Origin of the sequence: Sphingomonas glacialis, assembly GCF_014653575.1 — a bacterium.
Taxonomy (GTDB): Bacteria; Pseudomonadota; Alphaproteobacteria; order Sphingomonadales; family Sphingomonadaceae; genus Sphingomonas; species Sphingomonas glacialis.
On sequence record NZ_BNAQ01000001.1, the window covers coordinates 577,724 to 596,931 of the forward strand.

General features: G+C 65.8%; 22 protein-coding genes. 15 read left to right on the forward strand and 7 right to left on the reverse strand.

The features are described from left to right. Nucleotides 1-74: 74 nt before the first annotated feature. The 11 genes from IE187_RS02680 to IE187_RS02730 all read left to right on the forward strand — a co-directional run bounded on the left by IE187_RS02680 (nt 75) and on the right by IE187_RS02730 (nt 11,232). A complete protein-coding gene (locus IE187_RS02680) occupies nt 75-1,310 on the forward strand; it encodes an ATP-binding protein (protein WP_189674978.1) in 1,236 nt (411 codons plus the stop codon). A gap of 74 nt (nt 1,311-1,384) precedes the next feature. Then, a complete protein-coding gene (locus IE187_RS02685) occupies nt 1,385-2,449 on the forward strand; it encodes a substrate-binding domain-containing protein (protein ID WP_189674979.1) in 1,065 nt (354 codons plus the stop codon). 42 nt (nt 2,450-2,491) lie between these two features. Continuing rightward, nucleotides 2,492-3,868, forward strand: a complete 1,377-nt coding sequence (pstC, locus tag IE187_RS02690; RefSeq protein WP_189674980.1) for a phosphate ABC transporter permease subunit PstC — start codon at nt 2,492-2,494, stop codon at nt 3,866-3,868. Between the two features lie 91 nt (nt 3,869-3,959). After that, nucleotides 3,960-5,174, forward strand: a complete 1,215-nt coding sequence (gene pstA, locus IE187_RS02695) for a phosphate ABC transporter permease PstA (RefSeq protein ID WP_189675570.1) — start codon at nt 3,960-3,962, stop codon at nt 5,172-5,174. Continuing rightward, the gene (gene pstB, locus IE187_RS02700) at nt 5,171-5,941 is read left to right on the forward strand and encodes a phosphate ABC transporter ATP-binding protein PstB (RefSeq protein WP_133188887.1); all 771 of its coding nucleotides are present in this window, start codon (nt 5,171-5,173) and stop codon (nt 5,939-5,941) included. Before pstA ends, pstB begins: the two co-directional genes overlap by 4 nt. Nucleotides 5,942-5,948: 7 nt before the next feature. Further along, nucleotides 5,949-6,647: a phosphate signaling complex protein PhoU gene (gene phoU, locus IE187_RS02705; RefSeq protein ID WP_133188889.1), complete on the forward strand. Its 699-nt coding sequence runs from the start codon at nt 5,949-5,951 to the stop codon at nt 6,645-6,647. A gap of 5 nt (nt 6,648-6,652) precedes the next feature. Then, a complete protein-coding gene (phoB, locus tag IE187_RS02710; RefSeq protein WP_133188891.1) occupies nt 6,653-7,345 on the forward strand; it encodes a phosphate regulon transcriptional regulator PhoB in 693 nt (230 codons plus the stop codon). 82 nt (nt 7,346-7,427) lie between these two features. Further along, nucleotides 7,428-7,793 carry a hypothetical protein gene (locus tag IE187_RS02715; protein WP_189674981.1) on the forward strand — a complete coding sequence of 122 codons (366 nt, stop codon included), beginning with the start codon at nt 7,428-7,430 and terminating at the stop codon, nt 7,791-7,793. Between the two features lie 166 nt (nt 7,794-7,959). After that, a complete protein-coding gene (locus IE187_RS02720; RefSeq protein ID WP_133188895.1) occupies nt 7,960-8,859 on the forward strand; it encodes an SDR family NAD(P)-dependent oxidoreductase in 900 nt (299 codons plus the stop codon). A gap of 98 nt (nt 8,860-8,957) precedes the next feature. Continuing rightward, nucleotides 8,958-9,989 carry a hypothetical protein gene (locus tag IE187_RS02725; protein ID WP_189674982.1) on the forward strand — a complete coding sequence of 344 codons (1,032 nt, stop codon included), beginning with the start codon at nt 8,958-8,960 and terminating at the stop codon, nt 9,987-9,989. A 124-nt stretch (nt 9,990-10,113) separates the two neighbouring features. Continuing rightward, on the forward strand, nt 10,114-11,232 hold the full coding sequence (locus IE187_RS02730) for a sensor histidine kinase (RefSeq protein WP_189674983.1): 1,119 nt from the start codon (nt 10,114-10,116) through the stop codon (nt 11,230-11,232). Between the two features lie 4 nt (nt 11,233-11,236). Here IE187_RS02730 and IE187_RS02735 read toward each other — a convergent pair whose 3' ends face one another. Further along, nucleotides 11,237-11,578, reverse strand: coding sequence for a DUF2794 domain-containing protein (locus IE187_RS02735; RefSeq protein WP_189674984.1), 342 nt, complete (start codon nt 11,576-11,578; stop codon nt 11,237-11,239). After that, on the reverse strand, nt 11,578-12,258 hold the full coding sequence (epsC, locus tag IE187_RS02740) for a serine O-acetyltransferase EpsC (RefSeq protein WP_189674985.1): 681 nt from the start codon (nt 12,256-12,258) through the stop codon (nt 11,578-11,580). Before epsC ends, IE187_RS02735 begins: the two co-directional genes overlap by 1 nt. A gap of 133 nt (nt 12,259-12,391) precedes the next feature. Between epsC and IE187_RS02745 the strand changes: the two genes are divergently transcribed. Further along, nucleotides 12,392-13,174, forward strand: coding sequence for a sulfite exporter TauE/SafE family protein (locus IE187_RS02745; protein ID WP_189674986.1), 783 nt, complete (start codon nt 12,392-12,394; stop codon nt 13,172-13,174). Between the two features lie 41 nt (nt 13,175-13,215). Here the strand turns inward: IE187_RS02745 and ahpD are convergent, their stop codons facing one another. Both ahpD and IE187_RS02755 read right to left on the reverse strand, forming a co-directional pair. Next, nucleotides 13,216-13,737, reverse strand: coding sequence for an alkylhydroperoxidase, AhpD family (gene ahpD / locus IE187_RS02750; protein ID WP_189674987.1), 522 nt, complete (start codon nt 13,735-13,737; stop codon nt 13,216-13,218). 150 nt (nt 13,738-13,887) lie between these two features. Then, nucleotides 13,888-14,430 carry a peroxiredoxin gene (locus tag IE187_RS02755; protein WP_133188907.1) on the reverse strand — a complete coding sequence of 181 codons (543 nt, stop codon included), beginning with the start codon at nt 14,428-14,430 and terminating at the stop codon, nt 13,888-13,890. A gap of 145 nt (nt 14,431-14,575) precedes the next feature. Here IE187_RS02755 and IE187_RS02760 point away from each other — a divergent pair, with 145 nt between their 5' ends. Both IE187_RS02760 and IE187_RS02765 read left to right on the forward strand, forming a co-directional pair. Next, entirely contained in the window at nt 14,576-15,475 is a 900-nt protein-coding gene (locus tag IE187_RS02760; protein WP_133188909.1) for a hydrogen peroxide-inducible genes activator, read from the forward strand. Nucleotides 15,476-15,553: 78 nt separating this feature from the next. After that, on the forward strand, nt 15,554-16,189 hold the full coding sequence (locus IE187_RS02765; protein ID WP_189674988.1) for a fasciclin domain-containing protein: 636 nt from the start codon (nt 15,554-15,556) through the stop codon (nt 16,187-16,189). 40 nt (nt 16,190-16,229) lie between these two features. Here IE187_RS02765 and pgsA read toward each other — a convergent pair whose 3' ends face one another. Next, nucleotides 16,230-16,796: a CDP-diacylglycerol--glycerol-3-phosphate 3-phosphatidyltransferase gene (gene pgsA, locus IE187_RS02770; RefSeq protein ID WP_189674989.1), complete on the reverse strand. Its 567-nt coding sequence runs from the start codon at nt 16,794-16,796 to the stop codon at nt 16,230-16,232. 137 nt (nt 16,797-16,933) lie between these two features. On the opposite strand from pgsA, the gene IE187_RS02775 reads away from it, so the two are divergent. Continuing rightward, a complete protein-coding gene (locus IE187_RS02775; protein ID WP_189674990.1) occupies nt 16,934-18,223 on the forward strand; it encodes an MFS transporter in 1,290 nt (429 codons plus the stop codon). Nucleotides 18,224-18,239: 16 nt separating this feature from the next. Here the strand turns inward: IE187_RS02775 and IE187_RS02780 are convergent, their stop codons facing one another. Then, the gene (locus IE187_RS02780; RefSeq protein ID WP_165954477.1) at nt 18,240-18,407 is read right to left on the reverse strand and encodes a hypothetical protein; all 168 of its coding nucleotides are present in this window, start codon (nt 18,405-18,407) and stop codon (nt 18,240-18,242) included. A gap of 104 nt (nt 18,408-18,511) precedes the next feature. Further along, nucleotides 18,512-18,895 carry an SMU1112c/YaeR family gloxylase I-like metalloprotein gene (gloA2, locus tag IE187_RS02785; protein ID WP_133188917.1) on the reverse strand — a complete coding sequence of 128 codons (384 nt, stop codon included), beginning with the start codon at nt 18,893-18,895 and terminating at the stop codon, nt 18,512-18,514. Between the last annotated feature and the right edge of the window lie 313 nt (nt 18,896-19,208).

Sequence of the window (19,208 nt, forward strand, 5' to 3'; positions counted from 1 at the left end):
CAGCCATTTCACATTCGCAAATCGCTGGCAAGCAAGGCTATCGAGCTTAAGCATCTTTGGGCTAAGGCGGCGAAATGCTCCAGGGTTTCGGTTCTCGGACGATCACGGCGATCGGTCTCATCGTCGTCGCGGCGATCGCAGTGTTCCTGCTTGCGGGCGATCTGCAGCCCGCGTTGGTCACGCTGGTCGGCGGGATTGCCGCGGCGCTCGTCGCGACGGGCACCGGCGACGGCCCGATCGAGCTGCCCCGCCCCGTCCCCGCTGCCGCCGCGCTCGCCCCGCCCGAAACGCAGGACGTGATCGAGGCGATCGTCGAGCCGGTGCTGATCGTCGCCGAAGGGCGCGTGACGCATGCCAATGCCGTCGCGCTCGGGCTGCTCGGCAAGCATATCGTCGGCGAGGACGTGCGCGTCGCGATCCGGCACCCGGGCGCCGCCGAACGCCTCGCCGGTCCGTCGACGGGCAATCTGCAGGGCCCGACCAATCTCGTCGGGCTCGGCGCGCTCGACCAGCATTGGGAAATGCATGTCAGCCGCGCCGGGGGTGGTCAGCGGATCGTGCAACTCGTCGACCGCACCGGCAATTACGCCGCCGAGCGGATGCGCGTCGACTTCGTCGCGAACGCGAGCCACGAATTGCGCACCCCGCTCGCCTCGATCCTCGGTTATATCGAGACGCTTGGCGACGAGAAGGCGGGCGAGGACGCGCAGGTGCGCGGGCGCTTCCTCAAGATCATGTTCGACGAGGCGCGGCGGATGCAGCGGCTGGTCGAGGACCTGATCTCGCTCAGCCGGATCGAGGCAGAGAAATATCGTCTGCCCGATCGCGCGGTCGATGTCAGTGCGCTGATCGGCGAAGTCCGCTCCGAACTGCTCGACGCGCAGGACACGCGCAGCGCCGATATCGTCGCCGACCTCGACCTCGGCGTGCCGCCCGTGGCCGGCGACCGCGCGCAATTGAGCCAGGTGCTCCACAATCTCATCGGCAATGCGATGAAATACGGCCGCGCCGGTACGCCGGTGACAGTTGGGCTGTGGCGCGATCCGGCGGGAATGGTGCGGATCAGCGTGACCGACGAGGGCGAAGGGATCGCGCCCGAGCACATCCCGCGCCTGACCGAGCGCTTCTACCGCGTCGACCCGGGCCGCAGCCGCGCGGCTGGCGGAACCGGGCTTGGGCTCGCGATCGTCAAGCATATCATCGAGCGCCACCGCGGTCGGTTCGATGTGACGAGCACCGTGGGCAAGGGAACCACGGTGACAATTCTGCTCCCAGCGCACGGCCAGACGGGCGCTGTCATCAAACGGTAACGACAGTGTCACACAGGCGGTCCGTCGCGATGGTATTGCGATTCTACGGACCCTTCGGTCCGAGGGGAGAATCCATGAACCGGAAACGCGCGATCGTCGCCTTTGCCGCCAGCAGTGCGGCAGCGTTGGCACTCAGTGCCTGCCAGGACCAGGCCAATGGCGGGGGCGCCGGCTCGCGCGACCATATCACCGTCGTCGGATCGTCGACTGTCTTCCCCTTCACCACGATCGTCGCCGAGCAGCTCATCAACAAGACGCCGGGGATGAAGTCGCCCGCGATCGAATCGACCGGCACGGGCGGCGGGATGAAGCTGTTCTGCGCCGGCGTCGGGGCGGCGCATCCCGACATCGAGGACGCCTCGCGCCGGATGAAGGCGAGCGAGTATCGCACCTGCAAGGACAATGGCGTCGACACTATCATCGAGGTCCAGATCGGGCTCGACGGCGTCGCCTTCGCCGAATCGATGAGCGGCCCCAAGCTGCAGTTGACCGCGGTCGACCTGTACAAGGCGCTCGCCGCCACGCCGATGGGCCAGCCCAACACCGCCAAGACGTGGAAGGACGTCAACCCGGCGCTGCCCGCGATCCCGATTCAGGTCTATGGTCCGCCCTCGACCAGCGGCACGCGCGATGCGCTCGCCGAGTTGATCCTCGCCAAGGGCTGCGACGCGATCAACCCAGCGCTCGCCGACAAGAAGGAAAGCGATGCCGCCGGCTATGCCAAGGGCTGTACCGCAATCCGCGAGGACGGCGCCTATGTCGATGCCGGCGAGAACGACAATCTGATCGTCCAGAAGCTCCAGTCGAATCCCAATGCGATCGGCATCTTCGGCTATTCGTATCTCGAGCAGAACAAGGACAAGCTCAACGGCGTGCCGATCAATGGCGTCGAACCGACCTATGAGACGATCGCGCGCGGCGCCTATCCGGGCTCGCGGCCGCTCTACCTCTACGTCAAGAAGGCGCATCTCACCGCAATCAAGGGCCTGCGCGAATTCCTCTCGCTCTATGCGCAGTCATGGGATCCCAAGGGTCCGCTCGTCGCCAAGGGGCTGATCGCGGCGCCCGACGACGTGCGCAAGCGCAGCGCCGAGATCATCAAGGCCGAAGCGACGCTGGACCCGTCCAAGCTGCTCTAATCGTCTTTCCCACACCTCGAACCCGAAGTCGAAACACCCGCTTTGTCGATCCTTACTCTCTCCCTCGTCATCGCGGGGCTCGGCCTGATCGGCTGGCTGACGGCGCGGATGCGTGCCGTCGGCTTCCGCCGCGGCAGCACCGCGCGGTTCAGCTCGCTGCCGTCGCATTTCGGCGGCTATGTCGCCTTGTGGACGGTGTTGCCCGCCGCTCTCTTCCTGTGCGTCTGGGCGTCGACTTCGCCAGCGCTGGTGACCGACCGCGTGCTGCGCGATCCCGCCGCCGCGCAATTGCCGCCGCCGGGGTTCGACCGTGCGGCGATCCTGTCCGAAGCGCGCAGCCTTGCCGCTGGCAACAGCTTCGGCGCGTTCAACCCACTGTCGCAGAAGCTCGCGCCCGCTTATGCTGCGGCGCAGAACCGCAACGACTGGATCGGCTCGGCGGTCGCGTTGCTGCTCGCCTTTGCGACCGGCGGGTTCGCTTATACCCGCGTCCGCCCCGATTTCCGCGCGCGCAGCAAGATCGAACGCGTCGTGATGGCGTGCCTGCTCGCCGCCTCGCTGATCGCGATCGTCACGACGATGGGGATCGTCGCGTCGCTGCTGTTCGAATCGTGGCGCTTCTTCAGCGTCGTGCCGATCACCGACTTCCTGTTCGGGACGCATTGGAGCCCGCAAGTCATCGACCCGGCCGACCCGGGCAAGACACTCGGCGCAGTGCCGTTGTTCTGGGGCACCTTCTTCATCGGCGCGGTGATCGCGATGCTCGTCGCGATCCCGTTCGGGCTGATGAGCGCGGTGTACCTCACGCAATATGCGACGCCGCGCGCGCGCCGCTGGATGAAGCCGATCCTCGAAGTGCTCGCGGGCGTGCCGACCGTGGTCTACGGCTATTTCGCCGCGCTGACGGTGGCGCCGGCGGTGCGCGATGTCGCGGTGTCGCTCGGCATTACCTGGGCAAGCTCGGAAAGCGCGCTCGCCGCGGGGCTGGTGATGGGGGTGATGATCATCCCGTTCGTCTCCTCGATGGCAGACGATTCGCTGGCGGCGGTGCCGGGCGCGATGCGCGACGGGAGCCTGGCGATGGGCGCGACCTCGTCCGAGACGATCAGCCGCGTATTGCTTCCCGCGGCGCTTCCCGGTGTCGTCGGTGGCGTCTTGCTCGCGGTCAGCCGCGCGATCGGCGAGACGATGATCGTGGTGATGGCGGCGAGCGGCGTCGCGACGCTCACGCTCAACCCGTTCGCCAGCGCGACCACCGTGACCAAGCAGATCGTCGACCTGCTCACCGGCGAAGCCGAGTTCGACAGCCCGAAGACGCTCGCCGCCTTCGCGCTCGGGCTCACGCTGTTCGTCATAACCCTGCTCCTCAACATCGTCGCGCTGACGGTCGTGAAACGGTATCGCGAAGCTTATGAGTGACGCCCCAATCCTGAGCGGGCTCGTCCCCGGTGTCGCGACCACCGCGACCGGCCCGGCCGAGCGCGCGCCGACCGACTGGCGGACGCAGTCGATGCAGCGCCGCATCCGCAAGCGTTATGCCGCCGAGCGGCGCTTCCGCTGGCTCGGGCTCGGCGCGGTCGTGCTTTCCGCCGGCTTCCTCGCGGTGCTGCTTGTGACGATGGTGTATAACGGCGCCAGCGGATTCCTGCAGACGCAGATCGCGCTGCCGGTCGATTTCGCGCATTCAGGGTTGTTGCTGACGCCCGCCGACCTGCGCGGACCCGGCGCCGATCTCGCGCTGTCGACCGCCAATATCGAAGGCTTGACCGATTCATCGGCCAAGGCCGCGTTCGGGACCGACGGCGATCGCTGGGTGTCCGACGGCGGCTGGCTGCGCGTGCGCCAAGCGCTGAAGCGCGACCCCGCGCTGCTCGGCGCGCGCGCGACGATCTGGGTGCCCGCCGCCGATGCGATCGACGTCGCGGCCAAGCGCCAGGGCGATCCGGCCTCCGAGGCGATCGTCGCGAAGCTCAAGGCGCGCCAGGCGATCTCGACCGGCTTCAACCTCCCCTTCCTCACCGCATCGGACTCGAACGATCCGACGCGCGCGGGGATCTGGGGCGCGTTCAAGGGCTCGCTGTTCACGATGCTGGTCACGCTGCTGATCGCCTTCCCGGTCGGGGTGCTGTCGGCGCTCTATCTCGAGGAATATGCGCCGCGGAACCGCTGGACCGATCTGATCGAGGTCTCGATCAACAATCTCGCCGCGGTGCCCTCGATCATCTTCGGCTTGCTCGGGCTCGCGGTCTTCCTCGGCACCTTCGGGCTGCCGCGCTCGGCGTCGATCGTCGGTGGTCTCACGCTCGCGCTGATGACGATGCCGGTGATCGTGATCTCGGGCCGCAACGCGATCAAGGGCGTCCCGCCGTCGATCCGCGATGCCGCGCTCGGCGTCGGGGCGAGCCCGATCCAGGTCGTCTTCCACCACGTCCTGCCGCTCGCGCTGCCCGGCATCCTCACCGGCACGATCATCGGCATGGCGCGCGCGCTCGGCGAGACTGCGCCACTGCTGATGATCGGGATGCGCGCGTTCATCGCCTCGCCACCCGCGCGGCTGACCGATCCGGCGACGGTGCTGCCGGTGCAGATCTTCCTATGGTCCGATCAGATCGATCGCGGCTTTGTCGAAAAGACCAGCGCGGCGATCATCGTCCTGCTCGTCTTCCTGCTCGCGATGAACGGCTTCGCGATCTACCTCCGTAACAAATTCGAGACCCGCTGGTGAGCATTCCCAACCAACACAAGATTTCGGCGCAGCACGTGAACGTCTGGTACGGCGCCAAGAAAGCGATCGACGACGTGTCGCTCGATTTCGGTTCGGACCACGTCACCTCGCTGATCGGCCCGTCGGGCTGCGGCAAATCGACCTTCCTGCGCACGCTCAACCGGATGAACGACACAATTCCTGCGGCCAAGGTCGAGGGCGACATCACGCTCGACGGCGAGGACATCTACGCCCCCGAAATGGACGTCGTGCAGCTCCGCGCGCGCGTCGGCATGGTGTTCCAGAAGCCCAACCCCTTCCCCAAGTCGATCTTCGAGAACGTCGCCTACGGCCCGCGCATCCACGGCCTTGCCGGCAACAAGACCCAGCTCGGCGAGATCGTCGAACGCTCGTTGCGCCGCGCCGGGCTGTGGGACGAGGTCAAGGACCGCCTCACCGACAGCGGCACCGCGCTGTCGGGCGGCCAGCAGCAACGGCTGTGCATCGCGCGCGCGATCGCGGTCGACCCCGAGGTGATCCTGATGGACGAGCCGTGCTCGGCGCTCGACCCGATCGCGACCGCCAAGATCGAGGAGCTGATTCACGAGTTGAAGGGCCGCTACGCGATCGTGATCGTCACGCACAACATGCAGCAGGCCGCGCGCGTGTCGCAGCGCACCGCCTTCTTCCACCTGGGCACGCTGATCGAATATGGCGCGACCTCGGACATCTTCACCAATCCTCGGCAGGAACGCACCAAGGATTACATCACCGGCCGCTACGGGTGAACAGGACATGCCATTGAACGACCATACAGTTAAGGCGTTCGACGCCGATATCGGCCAGCTGCGCGGCCTCATCGCGCAGATGGGCGGAATGGCCGAACACGCGATTGCCGGCGCGATGGAAGCGCTGCGCCGCCACGACCTCGAAGGCGCGCAGCTCATCATCGCGGGCGACAAGAAGCTCGACGCGCTCGAGCTCGAGGTCGAGCAGCTCGCAGTCCGCATCATCGCGCTGCGCGCGCCGCTCGCCGACGATCTGCGCGAAGTCGTCGCCGCGCTGAAGATCGCCGGGGTGATCGAACGGATTGGCGACTATGCCAAGAACATCGCCAAGCGCGTCCCCTCGATCGACAGCCATGGCGAGATCGAACCGCTGTCGGTGCTCCCCGCCATGTCGGCGCTCGCGGTGCGGATGGTGCACGACGCGCTCGACGCCTTCGCCGCGCGCGACGCCGATGCCGCGGTCGAAGTGTGCCAGCGCGACCGCGAGGTCGACGATTTCTACAACAGCCTGTTCCGCGTGCTCGTAACCCACATGATGGAGAACCCGCGGACGATCGGCCAGGTCACGCAATTGCTCTTCATCGCCAAGAATCTCGAACGCGTGGGCGACCACGCAACGAACATCGCCGAGATGATCTACTATGCCGCAACCGGTACGCACATGGTCGAACGTGACCGCGGCACCCTTCTCAGCCTGACGGAGTAAACGATATGGCACGCGCGAAAATGCTGCTGGTTGAAGACGACGCCGCGCTCGCCGAGCTGCTGATCTGGCACTTCAAGCGCGAGGATTTCGAGATCGCGCAGACGCCCGACGGCGAGGAGGCGCTGCTGCTGGCCAAGGAGAATACCCCCGACATCGTGCTGCTCGACTGGATGGTCGAGGGCCTGTCGGGGATCGAAGTGTGCCGCCGCCTGCGCCGCATGCCCGAGACCGCCAACGTCCCGATCATCATGCTGACCGCGCGCGGCGAGGAAGAGGATCGCGTCCGCGGGCTCGAGACCGGCGCCGACGATTATGTCACCAAGCCGTTTAGCCCACGCGAACTCGTCGCGCGCGTCGGCGCGGTGCTGCGGCGGGTGCGCCCGGCGTTGGCGGGCGAGCAGCTGACCTATTCCGACATCGAGATGGATACCGTCGGCCACAAGGTGCGGCGTTCGGGCGAGGTCATCCCGCTCGGGCCGACCGAGTTCCGCCTGCTGAAACACTTCCTCGAACATCCCGGCTGGGTGTTCTCGCGCGAGCGACTGCTCGATGCGGTATGGGGCCATGACAGCGACATCGAGAGCCGCACGGTCGACGTGCACATCCGGCGGCTGCGCAAGGCGATCAACTGCGGCGACCGCCCCGATATCATCCGCACGGTGCGTTCGGCGGGCTATGCACTCGATTCGGGTGCGTAAAGAATATTGGGACCCATGCGGCACAATGTGCGTTAGACCCGACGAGCAGCACACAATGCTGCCCGTTCGCAGGAGACTGTTTATGAAAATCATGATGTTTGCGGCGCTCGCCGCTGCCGTCGCAATGCCCGCGCTGGCGCAGACCACGCCAGCACCGGCGACCCCCGACGCGATGAGCCAGCCGGCCCCGGCGCAAACCATGCCTGCTCAGCCCGCCCCGGCAGCAGACCCCGCAATGGCACAGCCCGCCGCCCCCGCCGCTGATCCGGCAATGGCGCAGCCGGCAACGACGCCCGCCGCCAATGCGTCGATGGCGACGCCGTCGGCACCGATGGCAGCGACCGGCGACTACCCGCCCTGCTCGCGCACGCTGAAGGATGGCTGCACCGAGCGGTCGAACGCTGCCGGCGCGCGGATGCACTCGAGCAAGCGCATGCACAAGCACTGAGGCCGCGCCGGATTTTTCCGGCCGCAGCCTTCAAGACTTGCCGTTACGGCCGGCGTGCAGAAGCCCTGCACGCCGGCTTTTTCGTATCGGGAGTATGCCGATCGCGGCTTGCACGCCGCGCGCAATTGCCTAGGACGCGCCTCAAACCACCTAGAGGAGTCCATCCATGTCCATCCGTTTCGATGATAAGGTCGCCATCGTCACCGGCGCCGGCGGCGGTCTCGGTCGCGCCTATGCGCTCGAACTGGCCAAGCGCGGCGCGAAGGTCGTGGTCAACGATCTCGGCGGCTCGCGTGATGGCACCGGCCATAGCGACGCGGCGCTGAAGGTCGTCGAGGAAATCAAGGCAGCCGGCGGCGAGGCGATCTCGAACGGCGGCAGCGTCACCGAATATGAGCAGATGGTCGAAATGGTCGCCAAGGCCAAGGAAACTTGGGGCGGCGTCCACATCCTCATCAACAACGCCGGCGTGCTGCGCGACAAGAGCTTCGCCAAGATGGAGCCGGCCGATTTCAAGTTCGTGATCGACGTCCACCTCAATGGCTCGGCCAACGTCACCAAGGCGGTGTGGGAAACGATGCGCGCCCAGAATTATGGCCGCATCCTGATGACGGCGTCGTCGACCGGCCTTTACGGCAATTTCGGCCAGGCGAATTACGGCGCGGCCAAGCTCGGCCTTGCCGGCCTCACCAAGACGCTCGCGATCGAAGGCGCCAAGAACAACATCAAGGTCAACACGATCGCGCCGACCGCGGGCACGCGGATGACCGAAGACCTCTTCCCGGCCGAGGCGTTTGCCGCCTTCGCCCCCGAGAAGGTCGCGCCGGCCGCGCTCTATCTCGTGTCGGAGGAATCGCCGACCAACATGATCATCGGCGCGGGCGCCGGTGTGTTCCAGGCAGCCTATGTCACGCTGACGCAGGGCAAACTGCTGAGCGGCGACGATCTCTCGCCCGAGGGCATCGCCGCGCACTGGGCCGAGATCACCGACCGTGCTGGCGAGATGACCCCGCAGAACGGTGCCGAACAGTCGATGAGCATCCTCAAGAAGCTCCAGGGCGGCTGACCTCGCGCGTCGCCCCGGCCTGTGCCGGGGCGACGATAGTTACTGTGTTGCTACACTGATACACGCGTGATACGCTCCCCATCGACAGGGAGACGATCATGTACAGCGAAAGCGATATCGACGGGGCGGTGACGGCAGGCGCGATTTCGCGCGAGGCGGCGGCCGCGCTGCGCAATCATATCGCCGCGCGCAACGCTGCGCCCGCGGTCGATGAAGAGAGCTTTCGGCTGCTGTCGGGCTTCAACGATATTTTCGTCTCGATCGCGATCGTGCTGGTGCTCCTCGCGGTCGGCTGGATCGGCGAATCGATCACCCCCCCGCTTGCCGGCGCGCTGGTCGCGGTCGCGGCCTGGGGGCTCGCCGAATATTTCACGCGCGTTCGGCGGATGGCGCTGCCGAGCATCCTGCTGCTGCTCGCCTTTGTCGGCGGTGTCGGCGCGACGCCGGTCGGCGTGCTCGTCGCGCTGCACGCCAATTCGAGCGACCAAGCCGGCGCGGCGATCGGCGCTGGCATCGGCCTGCTGATGGCGGGCGCCGCATGGCTGCACTGGCGGCGCTTCATGGTGCCGATCACCGTCGCCGCCGGCGCATCGGCCTTGGTCGGCGTCGTCGTCGCGCTGGTGATCGCCGCGATCCCGTTGGTGAAGGAAGCGGTCTATCCACTCGTCTTCATTTGCGGGCTCGGCATGTTCGCGCTCGCAATGACGTGGGATCTGTCGGACCGCGAGCGCCGCACGCGGCGTGCCGACGTCGCCTTCTGGCTCCACCTCGCCGCAGCACCGATGATCGCCCATCCCGTCTTTCACATGCTCGGCGTGTTCGGCGGGGCAATCGCGATCGGCACCGCGCTGATCGTGCTCGCGCTTTACCTCGCCTTCGCCTTCGTCGCGCTCGCGGTCGACCGGCGCGCGCTGCTCGTCTCGAGCCTCGCCTATGTCCTCTATGCGCTGTACGCGCTGTTCCAGACGGCGGGCGCGGTCGAACTGGCGTGGGCGTTCACCGCACTGGCGATCGGCTCGGCCTTGCTGACGCTCTCCGCCTTCTGGCCGGCAATGCGGCGGATCGTGGTCGGCCTGCTCGGCGGTCTTGGCGAGCGCCTGCCCCCGGTCGCGACGCTGGTCGCCGCCTAGCGGCCGACTCGCCCGGCGGCGTGCGTCGTGTGCCTTGTTGCAAACCGGAATCTCGCGTATTCCTTTGAACGCAGGCGGATATTTGCGCCGTTTGCGCCGTTCAACGCAACGAAAGAGGCACCGGGTGACCTCGATTCTGATCGTCGACCGCCATTCCAGCCTGCGCACTTCGCTCCAAGCGGCGTTCGAGCGCGACGGCGGCGCCTGCGCGACGCTCGATCCATTCGTAGCGGACGACGCCGTATCGAGCGCAGCGCTCAAGCGTGACGGAGTCCTGGTTCGAATCGATGACGATGCGCCGCCGCGCGGGTGGGAGGTGGCGCGCCAGGCCCGCGCTGCCAACCCGGCGGTCGCGATCGGCTATCTGTCGACGCGGGGGACCAGCGACTGGGCAGCGTCAGGTGTCCCGCACAGCGTGGTCTTCGCGCCGACGTCCGATCCGATCGAGATCACGGCGGCCTTCCTCGCTTTGTGCCGCCCGGCAAGCATCCAGAAAGCGATGGGCGAGCCGCATGGCGAACGTCCGTCAGGCACAGCGCGCGCGCGGCTCGGCCCGCTGGGAAACGACCTGATTCACGGATCACGCCGCAATGCGATGGGGATGATGGCGACGACGATCGCCAACGAACTCACCCAGCCGCTGACGACGATCGGCAATTACCTGGCCGTCGCGCGTGCGGTCGTCGAAAGCCGGGGGGATTCCGCGCTGGTGCTCGAGTCGCTGCAGGCAGCGATCGAGGCAAGCCGCACGGCGGGCCACATCATCCGCACCCTGCAATCGCTGACGACCCGCCCCGAAGCACGGCTGGAACAGGTCGCGCTCACCGACACGCTGCGCGACGCCGCCGATATCGTCACGCTGGGGCGACCAGACGCGCGGATCACGCTCGACCTTCCGCACTCGCTTATCGTGCTCGGCGATCGGATCCTGCTCCAGCAGACGCTGCTCAACCTCCTGCAGAATGCGGTCGAGGCCGCCGCCGGCACGCCGGTCGACATCCTCGTCACCGCGTCCGACAAGGGGCAAGTCGTCGAGGTCTGCGTGGCGGATTCGGGTCCCGGGGTCGACCGGATGCTGCTCCCCAATGTCTTCGAGCCGTTCGTCACGACCAAGGCCGACAGCCTGGGAATCGGCCTGTCGATCTGCAAGGCGATTATCGAAGCGCAAGGCGGGGTGATCACGCTGCGCAACCGCGCCACCTGCGGAGCGATCGCGTGCTTTACCGTGCCGGGTATAGCCTAAGCGCTCAGTCGACCACCTTCATCAGGCGCCGCTCGACCGGGGCAAGGACCGGGCCGAGTTCGGGGCCGCGCTTGAGGACCATGCCATGTTCGCCGATCAGCGCCCACATCCCCTGCTTGTGGCGCAACGCGGGACGCTTCTCGATCCGGAATTCGGGGCGTTCGGCGGCGCGGCGGAAGGCGGCGAAGACCGCGGCTTCATAGCCGAGATCGATCGCGTAATCGCGCCAAAAGCCGGCTGCGACCATCCGCCCATAGAGATCGAGGATGCGGTTGAGTTCGAGCCGTTCGAAGCCGATCTGCAGCGGCGTACCGCGTGGCGCCGGAAAGGGTGTTATCGTCCCCATCAAGCCCGATCGCGCAGGTCGTGATTTTCCACCAGCAAGGCGTCGAGCCGCTTGCGCATCGTCTCGAGTTCGCAGCGCAGCAGTTCGACCTTCTGCGTCGCAGGATCGAACATCTCGCTACACGGCGTGCCGTATGCGAGGAACTCGACGGGCTTCTGCCCGCCTTCGACCATCGTCGCGCGCGCCGGGATGCCGACCATGACCGCGCCCTCGACCACGTCACGCGTCACGACGGCGTTCGCGCCGACGCGCGAGCCCTTGTTGAGCGTGATCGGGCCGAGCACCTGAGCACCAGACCCGATGATGACATTGTCGCACAAGGTCGGGTGGCGCTTGCCGGCAATGCCATTGTCCGGGCTCGTGCCGCCGAGCGTGACGCATTGATAGATCGTGACGTTGTCGCCGATCTCGGCCGTCTCGCCGATCACGACGAAGCCGTGATCGATGAAGAAATTGCGGCCGATCGAGGCGCCGGGGTGGATATCGATCGCGGTCATCAAGCGCGAGAAATGGTTCACCGCGCGCGCAAGAAAGAACAGCCGCGCCTTGAACAGCCGGTGCGCGATACGGTGATAGCCAAGCGCCCAGACGCCAGGATAGGTCAGGATCTCGAGCCGCGAACGCGGGGCGGGATCACGAGCCTTGATCGAATCGAGATAGGCGATCAATCGTCCCATCATTGCGGTTTCCCCTTCATCTGCGCGATATCTAGTCCTTCGGTCGGTCGAATTAAAGGCGCGTCCGGTCGCTAACTTTATCGAACAAAACCCCATCTTTCTTGTGGGATTTCAAAAAAGGCGCGATCTGCTTAGCATGCCAGAGGTTTCGACCATCGATTTCCCCGCGATTTTCGCGGCGATGCTGCCCTTCATCCTAATCGGCTTTGCCGCGCAGGTGGTCGATGGTGCGCTCGGCATGGCGTTCGGGGTGATCAACAATACGCTGCTCGTCGTGCTGCTCGGGATGCCACCGGCGCTCGCTTCGGCGAGTGTCCACGCGGTCGAGACCTTCACCACCGCCGCCTCAGGGGTCAGCCACATCGTGCATCGCAACGTCGACTGGCGGCTGTTCCGGCGGCTGGTGATCCCCGGGATGATCGGTGGTGCGCTGGGTGCCTATGTGCTGAGCAACATCGACGGCGCGGTCGCGCGGCCGTTCGTGATGGCGTATCTCTCGCTGATGGGACTCTATTTGCTCTACCGGGCCTATCGTGGACCGGTGACGCCCAGGCAGCCCAAGATCATCGAGCCGCTCGGTCTCGTCGGTGGCTTCCTCGATGCCGCGGGCGGCGGCGGCTGGGGGCCGGTGGTGACGTCGAACCTGCTCGTCCAGGGCGCTGCGCCGCGCACCACGATCGGCACGGTCAATACGTCCGAATTCTTCCTCACCGCGACGATCTCGGCGACGTTCATCGCGACGCTCGGGCTCAAGGCGTTCACGCTGCAGACGCTCGGGATCCTGATCGGCGGGCTGATCGCCGCGCCGATCGGGGCGGTGGTCGCCAAGCGCGTCCCGGCGCGCAAGCTGATGGCGATGGTCGGGACCCTGCTGACGGTGACGAGCGCCTATTCGATATGGTCGGCGCTCGCACAATGAGCAGCAAACCCCTCCCCTGAAGGGGAGGGGCTTTAGAACGGTCAGTTGATCGCCGAATGGACCGTCGCGACCGCCTTCATCACCGCGCCGATCCGCACCGCGGTCTGGATCGCCTCGGCCGTGGCGCCGGCTTTCTTGAGGATCTGCTCATGGCTGTCGATGCACATGCCGCAGCCGTTGATCGCCGAGACCGCAAGGCTGAACAGCTCGAAATCGACCTTTTCGATTCCCGGCTGGCCGATCACGTTCATGCGCAGCTTGGCGGGCATCGTCTGGTATTCGGCATTCCCGGCGAGATGCGTGAAGCGGTAATAGACGTTGTTCATCGCCATCACCGCAGCGGCGGCGCGGGCGGCGTTGGCAGCCTCGGGCGAGAGCTTGGCGGCGACTTCGGCCTCGGTCACGTCGACCAGCGGCTTGTAGCCGGTGGCGTGCGCGCAGCACAGGAACAGGCCGTATTTCTGCTGGTCGGGCAGATGCGCCTCGTTGAGCAGCGAGCCGACGTTAAGGCGGATGTCCTTGGCGAAATCCGGGAGCGTCCCGGCGAAATCCTTGAGCGACATTGATGTTTCCCTATCCACAAACACGTCACCCCAGCGCAGGCTGGGGTCTCTCGAGGGCGAGCGTCACGCCCGCCCCATAAAGACCCCAGCCTACGCTGGGGTGACGATGATGGCGGGCACGACCGTCAGGCCGCGCCCGCGCGTCCAATTTTACGCCGCGATCTGGAGGACGTCGTCGCCCTTGTTCCAGTTGCACGGGCACAGCTCGTCGGTCTGCAGCGCGTCGAGCACGCGCAGCGTCTCGGCGGGGTTACGGCCGACGTTGAGGCCGTTGACCTGGACTGCCTGGATCACGTTGTCCGGATCGATGATGAAGGTCGCACGGAACGCGACATGCTCGTCCTTGTCGAGAATGCCGAGCTGCGCGGCGAGCACGCCACCATTATCGGCCAGCCACGGGAAGTCGGCAGCCGCCAGATCGGGATCCGACTTGCGCCAGGCGAGGTGGACGTGCGCGGTGTCGGTCGACGCGCCGATCAGCACGGCGTCGCGATCCTCGAAGTCACCCTTGAGGCCGGCATAGCCGACGATCTCGGTCGGGCAGACGAAGGTGAAATCCTTCGGCCAGTAGAACAGCACCTTCCACTTGCCCGGGAACGCGTCCTGGCTGAGCGTCTCACCGGCGGGGAGTGCGGATACGCCCTGCTGGACGGGAACGGTAAAGTCGGGGAGCTTGTCGCCGATGGTCAACATGTCGTGGGCCTCCTGGAAAAATTGGGGCCTCGTCGGACATCCTCATGCGCGGCGCTGAACGCCGTCTCGTTGCAGGGCCCATATAGGGACTGTTCTTATCGATCCAATGGGTTATTTGTCGCCGTGTGATCGATTGGAGCGATAAATGGCGACGTACCTGCCGACCTTGAAGCAATTGCAGTATCTCGCGGCGCTACAGGACCACGGCCATTTCGGCCGCGCGGCCGAGGCGTGTTTCGTGACGCAATCGACACTGTCGGCGGGGATTCGCGAACTCGAGACGCTGATCGGCGTGACGCTGGTCGAGCGTACGCGGCGCGTCGTGCGCTTCACCCCGCTCGGCGACCGGATCGCCGACAAGGCGCGGCGCGTGTTGCGCGAGGCCGAGGAACTGGGCGACATGGCGCGCGCCGCTGGTCGCCCGCTGTCGGGCGAGATGCGGATGAGCGTCATCCCGACGATCGCGCCCTTCATGCTGCCGCGCATCCTGCCGCGGCTCCGGCGTGATTATCCCGACCTCAAGCTGTTCCTGCGCGAGGAGCCGAGCGGGCCGGCGTGCGAGGGGCTCCATCACGGGCGCGCCGATTGCGTGCTGCTCGCTTTGCCCTTCGCGTGCGGCGAAGTCTCATCACAGACTCTGTTCGAAGATCGGTTGTTCGTCGCGGGCCAGCCGGGCGAAATGGGCAATATCGACCGGGCGATGCCGCCCTCCGAGATCGACGAGACTCGGCTGCTCCTGCTCGAGGACGGGCATTGCCTCAAGGACCATGCGCTGTCGGCGTGCGCGCGTCCCGAGTTGCGCGCCGAGGCGACGATGCTCGGGACGTCGCTCCACACGATCGTGCAGATGATCGACAACGGCCTTGGGCTCACCATGCTGCCCGAAATGGCGCTCAAGGCGGGCATTCTCGATCATACCAGCCTGGTCGCGCGCCCGCTCGACGCGGCCAATCCGTCGCGCAAGATCGCGCTCGTCTGGCGACGCGGATCTCCGCGCGAAAAGGACTTCAAGCTGCTTGCCACTGCACTCGCCGAAGCGGTGTGACGAAACCATTTCGGCTCTGAACCGTATTTGTGACACGCCGTTCATCGAGCGCGCGTCCCAATCGAGTGGAGAATCGCGATGACCTTCAAGACCAACCTGTATCTCTCGGCGATGGCCGGTGCCATGATCATCGGTGCCGCAGCGACCGCGCAAACCGCGCCCGCCCCCGCCGCTGGCGCGACCCCGATGGCCGGCGCACCGATGGCGGCAGCCCCCGCAGCCGGCGCCAACCCGACCGTCGGCGGCGCCGTGATGGACGCGACCAAGCCGATTGCCGTCAACGCCTCGGCCGCACCGAACCTCAGCACGCTCGTGACTGCCGTGAAGGCCGCTGGCCTCGCGACGACACTCTCGGGCCCCGGTCCGTTCACCGTGTTCGCGCCGACCAACGACGCCTTCACGCGCCTCGCCCCCGGCACGGTCGACACGCTGATGAAGCCGGAAAACAAGGCGACGCTCGCCAAGGTGCTGACGTATCATGTCGTTCCGGGCACGCTGACGCTGGCTGACCTTCAGGCGAAGGTGACCGCGGGCGGCGGCAAGGCCTCGCTCGTCACGGTCGAGGGCGATCCGCTCGTCGTCGAGACGGTCGGCAGTGCGGTGCAGCTGACCGACGTCAACGGCAACAAGAGCTATATCGAGACCGCCGACGTCAAGCAGTCGAACGGCGTCGTCCACGTCGTTAATGGCGTTGTGCTTCCCAAGCTCAACTAATGTTCTCGCGGGCGGCACTCCGGTGCCGCCCGCGTTTGCTTCAATCCATATATTTCAGGCCGGCGCGCAGATAATCCCAGCCGGTGATGACGGTCAACGCGGCGGCCACCCACAGCAGGACCAGTCCGATCTGTCCAACGACCGGATAGGCCGGCACCGCGCCTCCGAGGATCAACCCGCCGAGCGCGACGAGCTGGATCGTCGTCTTCCACTTCGCCAGCTTCGACACCGGGACCGAGACCTGCAATTGCGCGAGGAACTCGCGCAATCCCGACACTGCGATCTCGCGCAGCAAGATGACGAGCGCCGCGATTTGGTGCACGCCCTGGATCATCGCGGGATTGCCGTCGCGTGTACCCACCAGCAGCAAGATCACCGCCGCGACCATGATCTTGTCGGCGATCGGATCGAGGAAAACGCCGAGCTTCGATACCGTCCCCTGCGCGCGCGCGAGATAGCCGTCGAAATAGTCGGTGATGCCCATCAGGCAGTACAATGCGAACCCGGCGGCATAGCCATCTGACCAGCCCGGCCACCACAGGAACCAGGCGAGCAAGGGCACCGCGACGATCCGCGACAGGGTGAGCAGGTTGGGCAAGGTGAGCACGCCTTACGCTCTAACCGTCCGATCGGCTTGGTGAAACCCCATCCGAACCGCGCGCAATCGAGAAGCAGGTTGCTGGCGGCATACCGCCTAGTCTATGGGCAGCCCTTATTCTGCCATTTCGAGGCCGTGAACACACCATGCTCAACGCGCTCGGCTTGCTGAAAGAGCGCCGATTTCTGCCATTGTTCGTCACTCAGTTCCTGGGCGCGTTCAACGACAATCTGTTCAAGACCGTGATGGTGCAATTCGCGATCTACAAGATTTTTGCAGACCCCAAGCTCGAACAGAATTTCACCGCGTTCGCGACCGCGATCGGGATCCTGCCCTTCTTCCTGCTCTCGGCGCTGGCCGGGCAGCTCGCGGATACGCACGACAAGGCCAAGATCATCCGGATCGTAAAGCTGGCCGAGATCGGCATCATGATCGTCGGCGCGGCGGGTCTGATGATCGCGTGGGGCGGCTATACCGTCCCCGGCCTGATCCTGATGCTTGCCGCCGTGTTGTTTCTCGGCGTGCACTCGGCGTTCTTTGGCCCGATCAAATATGCGATCCTGCCGCAGCATCTGCACGAGGACGAAGTGCTCGGCGGGACCGGGCTAGTCGAATCGGCGACGTATATCGCGATCCTGATCGGCACCGTGCTCGGCGGGTTCATGGCGGTGCAGCATGCCGCGATCGTGGTGCTGGTCGTCGCGGTCATCGGCTGGGTCGTCTCGCTCCAGGTTCCGCCCGCCTTGCGCGAAGGCAAGGAGCTGGTGGTCAGCTACAATCCCTTCACCTCGTCGTGGCGGCTCATTTCGGGCACGATGCACATCCGCCGGCTGTTCCTTGCAATCTGCGCGATCAGCTTCTTCTGGACGATGGGCGCGGTGCTCATCATCGTCTTCAATCCGCTCGCCAAGAACGTGCTGACCGCCGACAAGCATGTCCTCACGCTGATGATCGCGCTGTTCTCGATCGGCGTGGCGATCGGCTCGGTGCTGATCAATGCGCTGCTGAAAGGGCACACTTCGGCAAGATATGGCCCGGCCTCGGTGCTCGCGATGGGCGGCTTCATCGTCGCCTTCTCGTTCCTGTGCCGCTCATGGCCCGCGGCGCCCGCCGGCACGCTGTACGACGTGATGACATTTATCGAGACGCCGCGCGCCGCGCTCGTCATCGCTTCGCTGATCGGCATCGCGGTGACCGGCGGGATGTTCGTCGTGCCGCTCTACGCCTTCCTTACGACGACCGTCGCAAAGGACGAAACCGCGCGGACCGTGGCGGCGAACAATGTCGTCAATGCCGGCGCGATGACGATCGGCGCAATCGGCGTGCAGGGGCTAGCGATCGCGGGCGTCTCGCCTGAGAACACCTTGCTCGTCGTGGCGGCGATGTGCCCGATCTCGGCGTGGCTCGCGTATAAGCTCCACCTCGCCTGCGACTGAGCGGCGGGCGGCGCCTTCAGAAGATGAAGGTGTAAAAGCAGATGAAGAACGCCCCGAAGCTCAACGCGAACAACCGCACGTCGCTGTCATCGCGATCGCGCGCGCGCGCGATCCGCGATTCGACGAAAGCCTGGCGGAACGGGTGACGTGCGCTAGGCGCCTTGAGCGAAATCGTATCCTGCATGACGCTAGTTAACGCGCCGTTTACGATTTTGACGCACGATTCTTATGGTTAGCAATGTCTAAATCCGGGACGGCCCCCTACCCGCCCGCGCCGCGCCCGCCGCGTCAGCGCGCTTCGTAAAGCTCGAGCGGCAAGCCGTCGGGATCACTGAAAAAGGTGAAGCGCTGATCGGTATAGGGATCGATCCGGATCGGCTCGACAGCAACTCCCGCAGCCTCGAGCCGAGCGACGACCGGGTCGAGCGCGGCGACGCTGAACGCCAGATGCCGCAGCCCGGTCGCCTCGGGATAGGACGGCCGCGGTGCCGGTGCGGGGAAGGAGAACAGCTCGATCTGCGCCGTCCCGATCCGCAGGTCCGCCTTCCACGATTGCCGCTCGGCGCGGTACACCTCGCGGATCAGCTCGAGACCGAGCAGCTCGACATAGAAGCGCCGCGAGCGATCATAATCGGTGCAGATCAGGGCGACATGGTGGAGCGAGTCGAGCATGCGCGTGGCTCTACGCGGGCGGATCCTCGGGGCCAAGCCGTCGCGTCGCAAGGTGCGCCTCGCGGCACCTGGCGTCGGATCCCGCCCCGAATGTCGTCGAAGCGGCTGGGCTCCTGCGGTCGCTGCGCTTCGCGCAGCATGTCGGCTTTCCGCACCCCGTTCGGCAGCACCGGGGTATCGGAAACCCTGCAGACTTCATAAGGATGAATGGTGGGCCCGGCAGCAATTGAACTACCCCTGATATATGACGGAAAAGCGTTGTTTCTGACACCATCATAGCATACGATACCCCCAAGGATACCCCCAATCGTCT

Bases quoted from the DNA above. Each gene is read 5' to 3' on its own strand.
- phoU (WP_133188889.1), top strand. From the start codon at position 5,949: ATGCCATTGAACGACCATACAGTTAAGGCGTTCGACGCCGATATCGGC.
- IE187_RS02735 (WP_189674984.1), bottom strand. From the start codon at position 11,578: ATGGGGACGATAACACCCTTTCCGGCGCCACGCGGTACGCCGCTGCAG.
- IE187_RS02685 (WP_189674979.1), top strand. From the start codon at position 1,385: ATGAACCGGAAACGCGCGATCGTCGCCTTTGCCGCCAGCAGTGCGGCA.
- epsC (WP_189674985.1), bottom strand. From the start codon at position 12,258: ATGATGGGACGATTGATCGCCTATCTCGATTCGATCAAGGCTCGTGAT.
- IE187_RS02680 (WP_189674978.1), top strand. From the start codon at position 75: ATGCTCCAGGGTTTCGGTTCTCGGACGATCACGGCGATCGGTCTCATC.
- IE187_RS02765 (WP_189674988.1), top strand. From the start codon at position 15,554: ATGACCTTCAAGACCAACCTGTATCTCTCGGCGATGGCCGGTGCCATG.
- IE187_RS02725 (WP_189674982.1), top strand. From the start codon at position 8,958: ATGTACAGCGAAAGCGATATCGACGGGGCGGTGACGGCAGGCGCGATT.
- IE187_RS02760 (WP_133188909.1), top strand. From the start codon at position 14,576: ATGGCGACGTACCTGCCGACCTTGAAGCAATTGCAGTATCTCGCGGCG.
- phoB (WP_133188891.1), top strand. From the start codon at position 6,653: ATGGCACGCGCGAAAATGCTGCTGGTTGAAGACGACGCCGCGCTCGCC.
- IE187_RS02745 (WP_189674986.1), top strand. From the start codon at position 12,392: ATGCCAGAGGTTTCGACCATCGATTTCCCCGCGATTTTCGCGGCGATG.
- pstA (WP_189675570.1), top strand. From the start codon at position 3,960: ATGCAGCGCCGCATCCGCAAGCGTTATGCCGCCGAGCGGCGCTTCCGC.
- ahpD (WP_189674987.1), bottom strand. From the start codon at position 13,737: ATGTCGCTCAAGGATTTCGCCGGGACGCTCCCGGATTTCGCCAAGGAC.
- gloA2 (WP_133188917.1), bottom strand. From the start codon at position 18,895: ATGCTCGACTCGCTCCACCATGTCGCCCTGATCTGCACCGATTATGAT.
- IE187_RS02755 (WP_133188907.1), bottom strand. From the start codon at position 14,430: ATGTTGACCATCGGCGACAAGCTCCCCGACTTTACCGTTCCCGTCCAG.
- IE187_RS02715 (WP_189674981.1), top strand. From the start codon at position 7,428: ATGAAAATCATGATGTTTGCGGCGCTCGCCGCTGCCGTCGCAATGCCC.
- IE187_RS02775 (WP_189674990.1), top strand. From the start codon at position 16,934: ATGCTCAACGCGCTCGGCTTGCTGAAAGAGCGCCGATTTCTGCCATTG.
- IE187_RS02720 (WP_133188895.1), top strand. From the start codon at position 7,960: ATGTCCATCCGTTTCGATGATAAGGTCGCCATCGTCACCGGCGCCGGC.
- IE187_RS02780 (WP_165954477.1), bottom strand. From the start codon at position 18,407: ATGCAGGATACGATTTCGCTCAAGGCGCCTAGCGCACGTCACCCGTTC.